Origin of the sequence: Paraburkholderia sp. PGU19 (assembly GCF_013426915.1) — a bacterium.
GTDB lineage: Bacteria > Pseudomonadota > Gammaproteobacteria > Burkholderiales > Burkholderiaceae > Paraburkholderia.
Genome location: NZ_AP023180.1, coordinates 2,292,080 through 2,307,784 on the forward strand (window position 1 = coordinate 2,292,080; position 15,705 = coordinate 2,307,784).

A 15,705-nucleotide genomic window follows, 5' to 3' on the forward strand; every position below is an offset into this window, starting at 1 on the left:
TGCTGTGTCAAGCCGCCCGCGTAGGCGCGGCCGTCGTCTTCAACGCGGTCCTTTCGATCACCTTCGCGAGCGTATCGAACGCCGGCCCGATACGATCGTTCGGCACGCACGCGTAGCCGAGCAGCAGGCCGCGCCGCGCCGGCGTCTCGCTGTTGTAGTACGCGGCGAGCGGTCGCACGATCACGCCCGCGTCGTACGAAGCGGCCGTCACCTCGCGGTCGTTCGCGTCGTCGGGCAGGCCGAGCACCAGATGCAGGCCCGCTTCGTCGCCCATCACGGGCAGCGCGTCACCGAAGCGCGCGGTGATCGCGTCGATCAGGATCTGGCGGCGCTCACCGTACAACGCGCGCATGCGCCGCACGTGCGAGGTCAGATAGCCGTCCATGATGAACTCGGTCAGCACGGCCTGCTGCATCAGTTGTCCTTCGCGATACAACTCGGCCACGCCCGTGCGAAACGTGTCGACGAGATGTTCCGGCGCGATCATGTAGCCGATCCGCAAACCCGGAAAGAGCATCTTCCCAAGGCTGCCGACATAGATCACCTGGCCCGCGTCGTCGAGTCCCTGCAGCGACGCGAGCGGCCGGCTGCCGTAACGGAACTCGCTGTCGTAGTCGTCCTCGATGATCCACACGCCATGCTGGCGCGCGTATTCGAGCAGCGTGCGGCGGCGCGCGAGGCTCATCACCATGCCGAGTGGATACTGATGCGACGGCGTGACGAGCGCGATGCGCGGCGGCGTCTGCAAGTCGGATTCGCGCGGGTTCAAACCTTCTTCATCGACGGGCACGGGCGCGAGCGTCAGCCCCGACGACTGCAGCACGCTGCGCGCGCCCCAATAGCAAGGTTCCTCGACCCACGCGCGATCGCCGACATCCGTGAGCAGCCGCACGGCGAGATCGATGGACTGATGAATGCCCGTTGTGATGATGATCTGGTCGGGCGTGCACTTCACCGAGCGCGCGACGCGCAGATAGTCCGAGAGCGCACGTCGCAGCGGACGATAGCCGCCGCCCGGTGCATACGTCAGCAGATCGGGATTCGCTTCCTTCCAGAGCTTGGCCTGCAGGCGGCTCCATGTGCGCGCCGGAAATTCGGCGACGTCCGGTACGCCGGGCATGAACGCGCCCCACTGCCGCGCCGACACGCCCGCCTGGCGAATCAGACGCGCGCCGCGCGTGGACAGGCTGCCGGGTGCGGGTGCAGCGGGCTGCGCGAGGTTCGCGCCTGGCACCACGCCGCTGATTGCGCTGATAGAGCCACTCGCGGCCGGTGGCGCCTTGCGCGCGTTGACGGCGGCTGTGTCCGGCCGCGTGTCGGCGACATAGGTGCCGCTGCCCGTGGTCGATAACACATAGCCTTCCGCCGTGAGCTGGTCGTAGACATGCAGCACCGTGTTGCGCGCGATGCCGAGATCCGACGCGAGCGTGCGCGAACTGGGCAGCTTGGCGCCGGGCAGCAACTGGCCCGTCAGAATGGCCTGCTGCATCAGTCCGAGCACTTGTCGATAGACGGGTTCGGCAGCCGTCCGGTCGAGCCGCGCGGCGAGCCAGTCCGACAGGATCACCGTATCCAAGTGGTTCTATCCGGAATTATGAAATGGTTCCCTATTGTAGAACCGTAACGGGCTATAGTGGATCACGCAATCGATGCAAATCGTTAAAACGGGTGGAACCAAATGTGCGTAGAAACCCGTAGATGCATCGGCACGAAATCTTCTGGCATGGGGAGACTGGCCCAATGAAAACCGAAGACGTAATCGTCAGCTTTCGGGGTGTGCGCAAGACGTATGACGGCGAAACGCTCGTCGTCAAGCAACTCGATCTGGACATCTATCAAGGCGAATTCCTCACGCTGCTCGGGCCCTCCGGCTCGGGCAAGACGACCTGCCTGATGATGCTCGCAGGCTTCGAGTTTCCGACGGGCGGCGAGATCTGGCTCGACGGGCAGTTGCTCAACAACGTGCCGCCGCACAAGCGCAACATCGGCATGGTGTTTCAGAACTACGCGCTGTTTCCGCACCTGACGGTCGAGCAGAACGTTGCGTATCCGTTGACGGTGCGCAAGCTTCCCGCCGACGAACGCGCGCACAAGGTCAACAACGCGCTGAAAATGGTGCGCATGGAAGGCTTTGCGAAGCGTTATCCGGCGCAACTGTCGGGCGGTCAGCAGCAGCGCATCGCGCTGGCGCGCGCGCTCGTGTTCGAACCCAAGCTCGTGCTGATGGACGAGCCGCTCGGCGCGCTCGACAAACAGTTGCGCGAGCACATGCAATACGAACTCAAATCGCTGCACGAAAAGCTCGGCGTTACCTTCGTCTACGTGACGCACGATCAGGGCGAAGCGCTGACCATGTCCGACCGCGTCGCCGTGTTCGACAAGGGCATCGTCCAGCAGCTCGATACCGTCAATAGTCTCTATGAGGCGCCGTGCAACGAGTTCGTCGCGAACTTCATCGGCGATAGTAACCGGCTGCGCGGCACGATCGCGAATGTCGACGGCGACTACTGCGAGTTTCACCTGATCGACGGCACGCGTCTGGTCGGGCGGAATATCGGTGGCGCGCAAGCGGGCGCGCAAGGCGTCGCGTGTATCCGGCCGGAGCGCATGAAGCTCGCGCCCGGCGCAGTGAGCGGAACGAAGCCGGGCGCGAATGCGGTGGCGGGCGAAGCGCGCGGGCTCATTTATTTCGGCGATCACGTGCGCATGCGCTGTGGTTTGCCGCAACAGGACGAGTGCTTCGTGAAGGTGCCGCTCGGCACGGAAGCACTCGACGGTTTCGCGCCGGGCGCGCCCGTCGCGCTCGAATTCGCGCCGGAGCATCTGCGCGTGTTCGCGTGAGTAGAAACACAACAACGTCCACGTCGTAAGCAGTTCATCACACCAAAGAGGAACCATCATGAAGAAGATCGTGCAATCGCGCTGTGCCGTGGCTGTCGGCGCTGTCCTGATCGCGCTCGGCGCCGTAGCTCAGGCGAACGCGGCGGAACTGACGGTCGTGAACTTCGGCGGCGCGAATGGCGACGCGCAGAAGGCCGCATTCAACCAGCCGTTCGAGGCGCAAAGCGGCTCGAAAGTGACGGCTGTCGAATACAACGGCGAGCAGGCCAAAGTGAAGGCGATGGTCGAAGCCAAGCATGTGAACTGGGATGTCGTCGAAGTCGAATCGGGCGACCTCGGGCGCGGCTGCGACGAAGGCCTGTACGAAAAGCTCGACTGGTCGAAGCTCGGCAAGAAGTCGGATCTGATTCCCGAAGCGCCGCAAACGTGCGGCGTCGGCATCTTCGTGTGGTCGACGGCGATGGCGTACAACGCCGACAAGCTGAAGACGGCGCCGGCGAGCTGGGCCGATTTCTGGGACACGAAGAAATTCCCGGGCAAGCGCGGCATGCGCAAGGGCGCGCGCTACAACCTGGAATTCGCGCTGATGGCCGACGGCGTCGCGCCGAAGGACGTCTACAAGGTTCTGGGTACGAAAGAAGGCCAGGACCGCGCATTCAAGAAGCTCGACGAGCTGAAGCCGAATATCCAGTGGTGGGAAGCGGGCGCACAGCCGCCGCAATTCCTCGTCGCGGGCGACGTGGTGATGTCGACGGCATATAACGGCCGTATCGATGCCGCGCAGAAGGAAGGCAAGAACCTGAAGGTGGTGTGGAACGGCAGCATCTACGACCTGGACTACTGGGCGATGCCGAAGGGCACGCCGAACAAGGCGCTGGCCGAGAAGTACATCGCGTACACGATCTCGTCGAAGCCGCAGCAGGAATACGCGAAGCACATCGCGTATGGCCCGGTGAACGAATCGGCGATCAAGTCGCTCGACGCGAAGACACTTTCCAATCTGCCGAACTCGCCCGCCAACGGCAAGAACGCGGTGCTGCAGAACCTGACGTTCTGGACCGATCACGGTGATGAGCTGGAGCAGCGCTTCTCGTCGTGGGCGTCGAAGTAAGTCTGAGGTGAATGCGATGCGGCATCCGCACAGGGAAGCCGCATCGCTGTAGCAAAGCTGCATTGACGCAGGAGAAACCCGTGACGACGATCACGATCGCCGCCGACCCGGCCCCCGAGTCGACCAATAAACTCAAGCGCGAGCTGAAGGCCGCCGAAGCGAAGAAGCGCGCGATGGCGCTGCTGCTGATCGCTCCGCTCGCGATTTTTCTGCTGCTGATCTTCGTGGTGCCGATCGGCGCGTTGTTGACGCGCGCGGTGCAGAACCCGGAGATCGCGACGGCGCTGCCGCACACGGTGACGGCATTGCGCGACTGGGATCGCAAGTCCGCGCCGGCAGACGCTGCCTATGCCGCGCTCGCCACCGATCTCACCGCCGTCGCCGACGGCGAAGCAATGGGCGCGCTCGCACGGCGCCTGAATACGGAGATTCCTGGCTATCGTTCGCTCGTCGCGAAGACGGCGCGCGCGATGCCGCTGAACGACGACGCGGGCCACGCACTGCCGCCCGCTCAGGTGAAGGCAAAGATTCTCGAACTCGACGAACGTTGGGGCGATGCGAAATACTGGCAGGCGATTGCTAAAAACGGCAGCACGATTTCGCCGTTCTATCTGCTCGCCTCGCTCGATCACAAGCAGGACGCGTTTGGCCACATCATTCCGACCGACCCCGAGCAGCAGATCTATCTCGCCGTGTTCAGCCGCACGTTCGTGATCGGTTTCGCGGTGACGGTGTTCGCGCTGCTGCTCGGTTATCCGCTCGCGTACTGGATTTCGACGCTCAACGAACGGCGCGCGAATCTCGTGATGATCCTCGTGCTGATTCCGTTCTGGACGTCGATCCTCGTGCGCGTCGCCGCGTGGATCGTGATTTTGCAGAGCGAAGGGCTCGTCAACAAGGCGTTGATCGGCTCGGGGCTGATACATGATCCGCTGGCGTTGCTGTTCAATCGCGTCGGCGTCTATATCTCGATGACGCACATTCTGCTGCCGTTCATGATCCTGCCGCTCTACAGCGTGATGAAGTCGATTCCGCCGACCTATCAGCGCGCGGCGATTTCGCTCGGCTCGCATCCGTTCGCAGCGTTCTGGCGCGTGTATGTGCCGCAGACGTATCCGGGCATCGGCGCGGGCGCGCTGCTCGTGTTCATTCTCGCGATCGGCTACTACATCACCCCAGCGCTGCTCGGCGGACCGAACGATCAGATGGTCAGCTACTACGTTGCGTACTTCACCAACGTGACGATCAACTGGGGCATGGCGTGCGCGCTCGGCGGGCTGCTGCTCGCGGCGACGCTCGTGCTGTATGTGATCTACGGACGCTTTACGCGTTCGAACGTGAGCCTTGGTTGAGGAGCGACGCGATGAAATTTGCCAAACCGATGTTCGCGCCGCATACGTCGATAGTCGAGCGCGTGTGGTATTTCACGTTGCGCGGGCTTGCCGTGCTGACGCTGCTGTATCTGATTCTGCCCGTGCTCGCGATCGTGCCGCTGTCGTTTTCGTCGAGTACGTTTCTCGTCTATCCGATTCCGGGCTGGTCGCTGCGCTGGTATCAGAACCTGATCGCCTCCGACGAATGGCGCATGGCCGCGAAGAACAGCTTTATCGTCGCGCCGTCGGCGACCGTGCTGGCGACGGTGCTCGGCACGCTCGCGGCGATCGGTCTGACGAAGGCGAACTTCCAGGGCAAGGCGCTGTTGATGGCGATCCTCATCTCGCCGATGATCGTGCCTGTGGTCGTGGTTGGCGTTGGCATGTATCTGTTTTTTGCGCCGCTCGGACTGGCCAATACGTATATTGGCTTGATCATGGCGCATGCGTCGCTGGGCGTGCCGTTCGTCGTGACGACGGTGGCGGCTACCTTGCAGGGCTTCAACTACAACCTCGTGCGGGCAAGCCTGTCGCTTGGAGCGAACCCGGTGAAGACGTTTTTCAGTATCACGCTGCCGGTGATCGCGCCGGGCGTGATTTCAGGCGCGCTGTTCGCGTTCGCGACGTCGTTCGACGAAGTGGTCGTCACGCTGTTTCTCGCAGGCGCCGATCAGACGACGTTGCCGCGGCAGATGTTCACAGGCATTCGCGAGAACATCAGCCCGACCATTGCCGCGCTGGCGACAATTCTTATCGTGTTTTCGACTTGCCTGCTGCTCGCGCTCGAATGGCTGCGTGGAAGGAATGCGGCGCGGGCGGTGGCGGCGTGAGCCGCATGACATTCTACGACCGATCAAGGCTGTGACAAAGGTTGACAACTCACGTCGCCCACTGCGTTAAAACTACAGCCCTTATCACTCCCAGTGGAAACCTGAGAAAACTATGGAACACGGAATCATCGCCTGGCTGATCATCGGCTGCATCGCGGGCTGGCTCGCTAGCGTGCTGGTGTCGGGCAGCGGCTATGGCGTCCTCCTCGATATCGTCGTCGGCATTGTGGGCGCGTTTATCGGCGGGTGGCTGTCGGGCGTGCTGCATATCTCGCTTGGCAGCGGATGGATCGGTTCGACGATCACGGCGTTCATCGGCGCTGTGATCCTGCTGTTCGTCATCCGGCTTTTCCGGCGCGGCTGATCTGGATCGACGCGCAAAAAACAAACCCGGCTCCGGCCGTAATGCCGTTCAGTTAATGTCCTTGTTGAGGTATCGAACGGTGTAACGTTTAGGGCGGGATTTGACGACCCGGTCGCATGCGCGGCCGGGTCGTTTGTCATTGGGAAGAGACTTGAGCCGTTCGCGCAGACGCTGAAGGCATGAGGGCAATTTTGCATAGGCCGGCGTGAGGGCAGCCCACATCATTTCGTGCTGGATCGTATGGAGGGCTCGCACGAAGCTGATATCGGTGGGCGCGAGTTTCGCTTCCCATGCGGCGCAGGCGATCTCACGGCGAATCAGGTTGTAGGCGATCAGCGCGCCCCATATCTCCTGATACACACCTTCGACGGTGCGGCTGCGCAAGGTCAACTCCGAACCCAGCATCGATTGCTTGAGTTCCCCGTAACTGGTTTCGATCTGCCAGCGGCGCTCGTAGCAGGCAACGATATCGGCAGGTTTGAAGCGTCGGCGATCCCCCAGCGAAGTCAGCAGCACGCGTTCGCGTCCGCGCGCGTCGATGGTCCGGATCGCCCGCGCATTCCAGAATTCGGGCAAAGTCGGACACTTCTTGCGTGCCTGCTGCGAGACGCGCATGCGCACCGTCGCATCGTCAGCGGTACCGGAGATCACTTCCCAGCGGGTATTCGCTTTGGCTGGAATCAGGAAGTGGCGATTGCGCGCGTTCATCGTCAGGCCACACAGGATTTCTGCAGCCAGAAAACCCTTGTCGAACACCGTCAGCGAGTCTTCCGGGATCTGCGGCAGCAGGCTTTTGGCGTACACCATTTCGTTGGTGTCGTAGCGACCGAAATTGATATCGGCGACCAGATGTGTCGGAATCGCGGTGAGCGTCACCGCGCGCACCTGCGGATAACTGGCAACCTTGCCACTGGCATAACCCTGCGCGCCAAAGTGCTCACGGTTGGCCGGGCTGTCGGGCGTGCGCAGCGTGGTGCCGTCCATCGCCCACAGACTCAACCCCTTGAACGCATGGTGAGCCGCGTCCTGAGTCGTCCACGCCCGTGCTGTCTGCTCAAACAGCCACGCCATCGGTGCCTCGCCGATGCGTTGGCGTGCCTGCGCCGCCGCGCTCTTGCTGACAAACGGCGCGGCCTCGTTGGGCAAGGCCAGATCGAGACCGTCGAGCACCTCGCTGATCGACCAGTGACGGTACATTGCCAGTGCGATCACCAGCCAGACCACCTGCTCAGCAGGCAAGCGCCGGCGCCGGATACTCGCTGCGCCCGTCGCCTGCACCGCGCGCTCGATCCACTCGTAGGGCAGATGCTCAGCCAGCCGGCTCAGGTCGGCCGGCTGTTGCGCTTCGAGCAGGAAGGTCAGGTGACTGGAGAGCATCGCGCCGAAAAGTTAACAGCTCGGCGCCTCGTTTACAACACCTTCCCGCATCAAAAGCAAAAATGCCGTTCAGTGCTTAACTGAACGGCATTACGGCTCCGGCCGGGTTTTTCATCTCTGCGCCTAACGCTTCGCCGTCTGATCGGCCGACGCCCCCGGCGTCATCCCACCCAGCGCCTGAAACAGCGCCGCCGTATCCGCGAGACGATCGGCCTGTGCGCGCGTCCTGTCGAGCGCGGTCTGCAACGCCTGGCGCTGCGTATCGATCAGGCTGAACTGACTCACACCGCCCGCCGCATACTGTGCCTGCGCGATCGTCACGCTCGCTTGCGCTTCCGACGCCGCGTCATCGCGCGCCTGCAATTCGCGCGCGTCGTCGTTCAAGGCATGCAACGTATCAGCGACCTGCTGCAGCGCCTGCAACACTGTCTGCCGATACGACGCAAACGCTGCATCATAAGCCGCCTGCGCGGCGCGCTTCTTCGCGCGCAGTTCGCCGCCGTGAAAGATCGGCTGCGTCAGATTCAGGCCGAGGTTCCACACGTTCAGGCTGCTGACGACATCTTCGATGCGCGTGCGCTCCGAGCCGATCCCCGCAGACACCACAAACTGCGGATACAGATTCGCCGTCGCCACGCCGACATTCGCGCTAGCCTGATGCAAGAGCGCCTCCGATGCGCGGATGTCGGGCCGCTCGCGCGCAAGTGTCGACGGCAGCGTGACGGGCACGGTGTCGGGCAGATGCAGCGCATCGAGCGTGATGTCGTCGAAATCCGTTTGCGACGGCGCGACGCCGAGCAAAATCGCGAGCAGATGATCGGCTTGCGCGCGTTGCGTCGTCAGCGGCGGAATCTGCGCGCGCGTCTGCGCGAGCAGCGTGCGCTGCGTTCGCACATCGAGTTGCGCGACGCCGCCCGCCGCGTAGCGTCCTTCGACGATCGTCAGTTGATGCGCCTGCGCATCCGCGAGTTGCTGCGTCAGCCCGAGCTGTTGTTGCAGCGACGCGCGCCGGATCGCCGCCGACACGACATTGCCCGCCAGCGAAAGGCGCGCGGCATCGAGTTCGTACGTCTGGTAATCGACTTGCGCGAGCAGCGCTTCGAGCGCGCGCCGGTTGCCGCCGAAGATATCGAGCGCATACGACACGCTCACCGACGCATTGAACAGCGTGAACGGCCCGGGGTTCGGCACGTTCGGAATGCCGAACGCAGCGGGATTCACCTTTTGCCGCGTGCCGGACAGCTTCGCATCGATAGCGGGGAACTCGGTCGCGCCTGCTTGCGCGATGTAGTTCTCGCGCGCCTCGACGAGTTTCGCGCGCGCTTCGTCGAGTGTCGGGCTGTGTTGCAGCGCCGTGTCGACGAGACGATTCAGCGCGTCGGAGTGAAACTGCGTCCACCATGCGGGCAGCGCGCCGTTTGCGGCAACGAGCGTTTGCGTGACACCTGCCGCTTGCGTCGCGGCGGGCAGCGCTTCGCGCGTGTAGGACTGCGCGTCGGGCGCGGCAGGCGCATGGAAGTCGGGGCCGACCGCGCAGCCGCACAGCGCGAGCGCGGACAACAGCACGTAGTGTTTCATCGTCGAGCCTCCTAATCCAGCGTGCGCCGATAGAAGCGCACGGCAATGGCCATCACGACGGCGGTGAAGATCGCGACGGGCCACACCGACGGCCACAGTTCAACCCAGCCATTGCCTTTGAGCAGAATGCCGCGCACGAGCCGGTTGAAGTACGTGAGCGGCAGCAGATTGCCGATCCATTGCGCCCACACGGGCATGCCCGCGAACGGAAACATGAAGCCCGACAGCAGCAGGCTCGGCAGAAAGTAGAAGATTGTGAGCTGCATCGCCTGCAACTGGTTCTGCGCAATCGACGACAACGTAATGCCGACCGTCAGGTTCGCCGCGATGAACAGCAGCGCGGCGACATACAGCGCGATCAGACTGCCGACGAACGGCACATGGAAGACATAGCGCGCCGCCGTCAGAATGATCGACGACTGCACGAGCCCGATTGCGATGTACGGCACCAGCTTGCCCGCGATCACCTCGATCGGGAGCACGGGCGTCGCGAGCAGGTTTTCCATCGTGCCGCGCTCGCGTTCGCGGGTCATCGCGAGGCCTGTCATCATGACCATCGTCAGCGTGAGGATCGTGCCCATCAGGCCCGGCACGACGTTGTACTGCGTAACGCCCTCGGGGTTGTACAGCTTGTGGATCTGCACGTCGAACGCGGCGGGCGCGCCGTTCAGATGCGCGAGTGGCCCGGTGATGTCCTTGTCCGCGACCGACTGCACGAGGCCGGGCAGCGCGGCGAGCGGCGCCTGTGTCGCGGTTGGATCGGTGGCGTCTGCTTCGACGAGCAGCGCCGGGCGTTCGCCGCGCAACAGCCGCCGCGAAAAATCGACGGGAATCGACACGACGAAGGTCACGTCGCCGCGCGCCAGCGCTTCGTGTGCCGCGGCGTCGTCGGGCAGCGTGTCGACGATATGAAAGTAGTCCGAGTTCTTCATCGCGGCGACGAAGCTGCGCGAGAACTGACTCGACTCGCTGATGACGACGGCCGTGCGCAGATGCTTCGGGTCGGTATTGATCGCGAAGCCGAACAGCGCGAGCTGAACAATCGGCAGGCCGACGATCATGCCGAACGTGATGCGGTCGCGCCGCAACTGGATGAACTCCTTGAGGACGATGCCCCACCAGCGCGTCACGGAGAATAGACGGTTCACGATGGCTTTCCGTAGTTGTCGGCCGAGCGGCTCATCATGTAGATGAAGACGTCTTCGAGGCCGGTTTCGATCGGCTCGATCCGCACGGGCAGGCCGGACGTGACCTGTCGGATCGCCTTTTCGAGCGCGGCGTGGTCGTGGCCGCTTGCGTGCAGCGCGGAGCCGAATACGACGGTCTGATCGACGCCAGATGTCTTGCGCAACTGTTCGGATAGCTGCGTCAGACGCTCGCCGTGAATCGCCCACGTCGCGAGCGCCTGCGAATCGATCACCTGCTGCGCCGTGCCTTGCGCGAGCAGCTTGCCGTACGCGATATACGCGAGCTTGTGGCAGCGTTCCGCTTCGTCCATATAGTGCGTGCTGACCAGCACTGAAATGCCTTGCGCGGCGAGCCGGTGCAACTCTTCCCAGAAGTCGCGGCGCGCAGTGGGGTCGACGCCCGCTGTCGGTTCGTCGAGCAGCAGCAGCTTCGGTTCGTGCAGCATGCATGCGGCGAGCGCGAGGCGCTGCTTCCAGCCGCCCGACAGCGCGCCCGTCATCTGGTCCGCGCGCGTCTGCAAGCCGAGCGTTTCGAGCGCGCGATCCACCTTCTCCTTGCGGTCGCGCATCTGATAGACGCGCGCGACGAAATCGAGATTCTCGCGGATCGTCATGTCTTCCCAGTACGAGAAGCGCTGCGTCATGTAGCCGACGTTGCGCTTGATCTGCGCGCTGTCTCGCACGATGTCGTAGCCGAGGCAGGTGCCGCTGCCGGAATCCGGCGTGAGCAGGCCGCACATCAGGCGGATCGACGTCGTCTTGCCGCTGCCGTTCGGGCCGAGAAAGCCGAAGATCTCGCCATGCGCGACCTGCAACGTCACGTCGTTGACGACGTGCTTGTCGCCGAAGTGCTTGTTGAGGTTGTGCACGTCGATGGCGAACGAACCTTGCGCCCCGTTCTGCGTGCTCATCGCAACGTCACCGAAACAGGCTGGCCGGGATGCAGGCGCGGCGCGTCGTCGACGGAAGGATGCGCTTCGACCATGAAGACGAGCTTCGCGCGGCTCTCGTTGCTATAGATGACGGGCGGCGTGTATTCCGAAGAGTTCGACACGTACGTGATCTTCGCGTCGATATCCGACGCGCAGCCGTCACAATGAACCGTCAGCGCGCGGCCGAGGGCGAGCGAGCCGACCACGGTCTCGGGCACGAAGAAGCGCACCTTCACGTTTTGCGGCGGCAGCATCTGCACGACGGGGTTGCCCGCCTGCACCCATTCGCCGACGCGGTACAGCGTGTCGTAGACGCGGCCCCTGGCGGGCGCGTTCACGCGCTTCTGGTCGAGCTTCCATTGCGCCTGCGCAACGGCCGCCTGCGCCGCTTCGACCTGTGCGGTCTGCGCGAGCAACTGCTGCGAGCGGCCCGGCAACCGCGCGACCTGGACTTCATGCGTCAACTCGCGCACCTGCGCGTTGGCGGTGTCGGCGGCGGCGCGCGTATCGTCGAGTTGTCCCTTCGGAATGCCGCCCACGCGATACTGCGCTTCGTCGCGCGTCAATTGCAGCGCGGCCTTGCGCGCGTTCGCCACGGCCTGCGCGAGCTGCGCCTTCGTCACGTCGATCTCCGGCGGGCGCTTGCCGGTCTGGATATCCGCCAGTTGCGCGCGGGCGGCGGCAAGCTGCTGCTGCGCCTGTTGCAGCGCGGCCGTTTCGTCGACGGATTCGAGCGCGAAAACGGGCGCATTCGCGGTGAGCTGATCGCCACGCGCGACGTCGAGTTGCGTCAGCTTGCCCGATTGCGACGAGCCGAGATACACGAATTCGCCTTCGACGTAGCCTTGCCACGTATTGTCGGCGCGATGCGAGCACGCGCCGAGCACGCCGCATGCCATGAGCGCGGCGAAAATCCGTACGGCGCGCGCGGATGAACGTGAATGCTTCATGAGCTGGACCTCGTGGATGGGCGGCGTTTCGCGGTCTCCGTTTTTTTCGCGGCTGGCTTGCGCGTGGCGCGCTCCTCCGGCGGGTTCATGCCGCCGAGCAGCAGGGCCGTGACGTGCCGCTGCAACGTCTCGCGCTCGATTGCCGGAAAGCCGCGGATGCTCTGCCACATCTTCGCGGCCGCTTGCGGCAGCATTACGAGCGCGAAAAGCGAGTTGAACATCAACAGCGGTTCGAGTTCAGAATTCACCGCGCCTGCCTGCTGCGCTTCCTTGATACGGGCGCCGAACCGCTTGATGTTGTCGAACGGAATGCGCGTGACCATGCGCTCGCGCAGCATCCCGCCTTCGTTGACGACCTCGCGCAGCCAGAGCGGCGGCAGCCACGGCATTCGGCCCGTCACGTCGAACAGACGCTTGACGAACTCGGCGACCATCGCGAACGGATCGTCGCTCGAATCCTCCCCGGCGGCGCTCCAGACAAAACCGACGGACGGCGCGAGCCGCTCTTCGACGATCGCGTCGAGCAGCGTCTCGCGATTCGTGAAGTAGTAGTGCACGAGCGCGGACGTGACTTCCGCGGCGGCAGCGATCTGCGCGACGGTGGTGGCCGAGATGCCGCGTTCCGAGAAAAGGCGCGTGGCGGTATCGAGCAGATGCTCGCGCACGTCGAAATTCTCGACGACGGGGCGGCGCCCGCGCGGTTTGGCCGGTTGACGTCTGGTGTTCATGGGTTGAAAGCTTAATTGACGAGTTAGTTAAATTCAAGCGGGTTTACCTCGAGTGCGGCAACTTGCCTGGCGCTGGAGGTCGCAAGTCATCACCCTGGCGAGCGGGCGGCGCCGCCGCGCGCTTCGTCATGCGCAAGCAAAATTTCGCGCGCCTGATATCCCCTTTTATGTCGCGAGCAATATTGGAAATTGAATAACAAATAAACTGGAAAAAAGACGTGAAGAACGATATGGAATGCAGAATATTCCGCAGAATAAATGTGCCGATAATGACTTAGAATAATCGACGTATAAAGGCGTGTAGCCGATAAACACGCTATGTGATCGGCGTAACAGCAGGTGAGTCAAAAGAAAATCAGGAGAACGGCAGTTGGCTTCTATATTGATAGTGGACGATCACCCGGCGTTCCGGCTGGTTATCAAGACTCATCTGTTGCAATTGCTCGGCACGCAGGAAGTATTTGAAGCAGACAACGGCCAGTCCGCAATGGAAATGGCGCGGCAATTCGCGCCCGACCTTACCATTCTCGATCTGGATATTCCGCGCATAAATGGCCTCGATGTGCTCGCACGCATGAAAACCGCGCATCCGTCCATGCGCATACTGATCCTGTCGAGCCACGACGCGTCCACCTTCGTGTCACGCGCCATGCGCGCAGGTGCGCAAGGCTTCGTCAGCAAGTCGCAGGACGTGAAGGAGATCATGCGCAGCGTCGAGGCCGTCATGTCAGGCTACAGCGTGTTTCCGATCGCGATGAAGTTCATGCAGGAGGGCTTGCTGTGAAGCACGCGCGTCTGGTTCATCGTGGTGAACTGGGTTATATCGTGGTTGAAGTTGCGGACAGGGCAGTCGAGCGGATGCGCGGGTTGCTTGGACGCTCTCGACTCGATGCGGATCGCGCGCTATGGCTCGAACCGTGCAATGCAGTGCATACGTTGGGCATGCGCTTTCCGATCGACGTGGTGTTTATCGACAGGCGTGGTTGCGTGCTGTCGATTCATCGAAATGTAGGCCGCGCTCGCGTGCTCGTCTGCTGGCGTGCGCGAGCGACGCTGGAGATGTGCGCGCATGCGACGCAGGCGTTGCGGATCGAAGTTGGCGACAGGCTCGAATGGAGGGCGTCGACGTGAAGTGGCGAAGCATGCGCAGACGCCGGATGACGGGGCAGGGGATGACGGAGTTTCTCGTCGTCGCGCCGCTGTTGCTGTTCTTCGGCTTTGTGACCGTGCAGTTCGTGCTGCTGTATCAGGCGAAATCGACGCTCGATGTCGCCGTGCTCGAAGCCGCGCGCGAAGGGGCCGTCAATCATGGTTCGATGGACGCGATGCAAGCGGGGCTCGCGCGTGGACTCGCGCCGTTGTATGCGCGGACTGCGGACGCGACGGGCGTGCATTCGGCGCTGCTCGCTGCGCGGCGTGCAGTGGGCGAGACGGCATCGATCGAGATCGTCAGCCCGACGGCAGCGATGATGGGCGACTTCGCGCGTCCACGCTTCTATGCGGCTGACGGCACCACGCACGATGAAATTCCCAATGACATGCTGATGTATCGCGATATCGCGCACGGCGCGGAATCGGATGTGAATGTGCAGGACGCGAATCTGCTGAAGCTGCGCGTGCACTATTGCTTCGATCTGATCGTGCCCGTTGCAAACAAGGCGTTGTACTACGCCACGAATGTGATCGGCGATATCGCAGCGAACGGTGTGTTTTCGCGTGAACCTGCAGATGCGAACGTCGATGCGTTTGGCTCTCCGAAGCGCCCCGACAGTTTGTGCAGGACGACGCTTGTCGACGGATTGCAAAGCCAGCGTTGGCTCGTTGCGCTGGAATCCGAGGCGATCGTGCGGATGCAGTCGCCGTTTCGCATGGATGCGGCGAACGATGTGCATGCGGCGGCGGGGCGTTGATGCGCCGAATGCTTTTGCTCGGGGTGATGGCGTGTGTCGTGAGCGATGCGTGCGGGGCCGGGCGAGTGGAGATGATGATCGGCGGGTTGAAGGACGTCGATGCCGATGCGGGTGCCGGTGTCGTTTTGGATCAGCCGTTGATCGTCGAGTTCGGTGCACCGTTTGAGGCTCGGCGCGCACGTTCGAAAGTTCTTGCGTGGACGGCGCTGGTTGATGACGTTGCGAAGCACAGTGGTGTCGATAAAGCGCTGCTGATGGCCGTCATCGATGTCGAATCAGGCGGTGATCCGTTTGCCGTGTCGCCGAAGGGCGCAAAAGGGTTGATGCAGTTGATGCCGCAAACAGGCGCACGGCAAGGCGCGGATGATCTGTTTGATCCTTACCAGAATGTGGCAGCGGGCACGCGCTTGCTCGATACGCTGCTTGCGACGTTTGGAGATGTGCCGCGGGCGCTCGCGGCGTATAATTCCATTTCTAATTCAATAGTGAAATAATAAGCGCACCTTTCTTGTGTTGAGGGATGT

The 15,705-nt window shown here is 62.8% G+C and carries 15 protein-coding genes and 1 pseudogene; 9 read left to right on the plus strand and 7 right to left on the minus strand.

Annotated features, from left to right (window positions below):
* Positions 1–7 precede the first annotated feature (7 nt).
* Entirely contained in the window at positions 8–1,576 is a 1,569-nt protein-coding gene (locus H1204_RS27940; protein WP_180731717.1) for a PLP-dependent aminotransferase family protein, read from the minus strand.
* Between the two features lie 164 nt (positions 1,577–1,740).
* Between H1204_RS27940 and H1204_RS27945 the strand changes: the two genes are divergently transcribed.
* The 5 genes from H1204_RS27945 (at position 1,741) to H1204_RS27965 (ending at position 6,519) form a co-directional block, all read left to right on the plus strand.
* Positions 1,741–2,841, plus strand: a complete 1,101-nt coding sequence (locus H1204_RS27945; protein ID WP_180731718.1) for an ABC transporter ATP-binding protein — start codon at positions 1,741–1,743, stop codon at positions 2,839–2,841.
* Between the two features lie 58 nt (positions 2,842–2,899).
* Complete coding sequence (locus tag H1204_RS27950) at positions 2,900–3,952, plus strand: ABC transporter substrate-binding protein (protein ID WP_007579511.1); 1,053 nt, start codon at positions 2,900–2,902, stop codon at positions 3,950–3,952.
* An 80-nt stretch (positions 3,953–4,032) separates the two neighbouring features.
* On the plus strand, positions 4,033–5,304 hold the full coding sequence (locus H1204_RS27955) for an ABC transporter permease (protein WP_180731719.1): 1,272 nt from the start codon (positions 4,033–4,035) through the stop codon (positions 5,302–5,304).
* 11 nt (positions 5,305–5,315) lie between these two features.
* Positions 5,316–6,155, plus strand: coding sequence for an ABC transporter permease (locus H1204_RS27960; protein ID WP_180731720.1), 840 nt, complete (start codon positions 5,316–5,318; stop codon positions 6,153–6,155).
* 112 nt (positions 6,156–6,267) lie between these two features.
* On the plus strand, positions 6,268–6,519 hold the full coding sequence (locus H1204_RS27965; RefSeq protein ID WP_042315687.1) for a GlsB/YeaQ/YmgE family stress response membrane protein: 252 nt from the start codon (positions 6,268–6,270) through the stop codon (positions 6,517–6,519).
* Between the two features lie 48 nt (positions 6,520–6,567).
* Here H1204_RS27965 and H1204_RS27970 read toward each other — a convergent pair whose 3' ends face one another.
* The 6 genes from H1204_RS27970 to H1204_RS27995 all read right to left on the minus strand — a co-directional run bounded on the left by H1204_RS27970 (position 6,568) and on the right by H1204_RS27995 (position 13,271).
* Complete coding sequence (locus H1204_RS27970) at positions 6,568–7,896, minus strand: IS4 family transposase (RefSeq protein ID WP_180731721.1); 1,329 nt, start codon at positions 7,894–7,896, stop codon at positions 6,568–6,570.
* Positions 7,897–8,019: 123 nt separating this feature from the next.
* Positions 8,020–9,474 (minus strand): efflux transporter outer membrane subunit, encoded by a 1,455-nt coding sequence (locus tag H1204_RS27975; RefSeq protein WP_180731722.1) that lies wholly within the window; start codon positions 9,472–9,474, stop codon positions 8,020–8,022.
* 11 nt (positions 9,475–9,485) lie between these two features.
* A complete protein-coding gene (locus tag H1204_RS27980; protein WP_180731723.1) occupies positions 9,486–10,622 on the minus strand; it encodes an ABC transporter permease in 1,137 nt (378 codons plus the stop codon).
* Positions 10,619–11,572, minus strand: coding sequence for an ABC transporter ATP-binding protein (locus H1204_RS27985; protein ID WP_180731724.1), 954 nt, complete (start codon positions 11,570–11,572; stop codon positions 10,619–10,621). Before H1204_RS27985 ends, H1204_RS27980 begins: the two co-directional genes overlap by 4 nt.
* A complete protein-coding gene (locus tag H1204_RS27990; RefSeq protein ID WP_180731725.1) occupies positions 11,569–12,543 on the minus strand; it encodes an HlyD family efflux transporter periplasmic adaptor subunit in 975 nt (324 codons plus the stop codon). The genes H1204_RS27985 and H1204_RS27990 overlap by 4 nt, the downstream gene beginning before the upstream one ends.
* The gene (locus tag H1204_RS27995; protein WP_180731726.1) at positions 12,540–13,271 is read right to left on the minus strand and encodes a TetR/AcrR family transcriptional regulator; all 732 of its coding nucleotides are present in this window, start codon (positions 13,269–13,271) and stop codon (positions 12,540–12,542) included. Before H1204_RS27995 ends, H1204_RS27990 begins: the two co-directional genes overlap by 4 nt.
* A 370-nt stretch (positions 13,272–13,641) precedes the next feature.
* On the opposite strand from H1204_RS27995, the pseudogene H1204_RS28000 reads away from it, so the two are divergent.
* The 4 genes and pseudogenes from H1204_RS28000 to H1204_RS28015 form a co-directional block, all read left to right on the plus strand.
* Positions 13,642–14,025 (plus strand): annotated as a pseudogene (locus H1204_RS28000) (response regulator transcription factor); the annotation flags it as partial.
* Between the two features lie 26 nt (positions 14,026–14,051).
* On the plus strand, positions 14,052–14,402 hold the full coding sequence (locus tag H1204_RS28005) for a DUF192 domain-containing protein (RefSeq protein ID WP_180731727.1): 351 nt from the start codon (positions 14,052–14,054) through the stop codon (positions 14,400–14,402).
* Positions 14,399–15,181, plus strand: coding sequence for a TadE family protein (locus H1204_RS28010; RefSeq protein WP_346015749.1), 783 nt, complete (start codon positions 14,399–14,401; stop codon positions 15,179–15,181). Before H1204_RS28005 ends, H1204_RS28010 begins: the two co-directional genes overlap by 4 nt.
* Positions 15,181–15,675 carry a lytic transglycosylase domain-containing protein gene (locus tag H1204_RS28015; RefSeq protein ID WP_243468687.1) on the plus strand — a complete coding sequence of 165 codons (495 nt, stop codon included), beginning with the start codon at positions 15,181–15,183 and terminating at the stop codon, positions 15,673–15,675. The genes H1204_RS28010 and H1204_RS28015 overlap by 1 nt, the downstream gene beginning before the upstream one ends.
* Positions 15,676–15,705 lie beyond the last annotated feature (30 nt).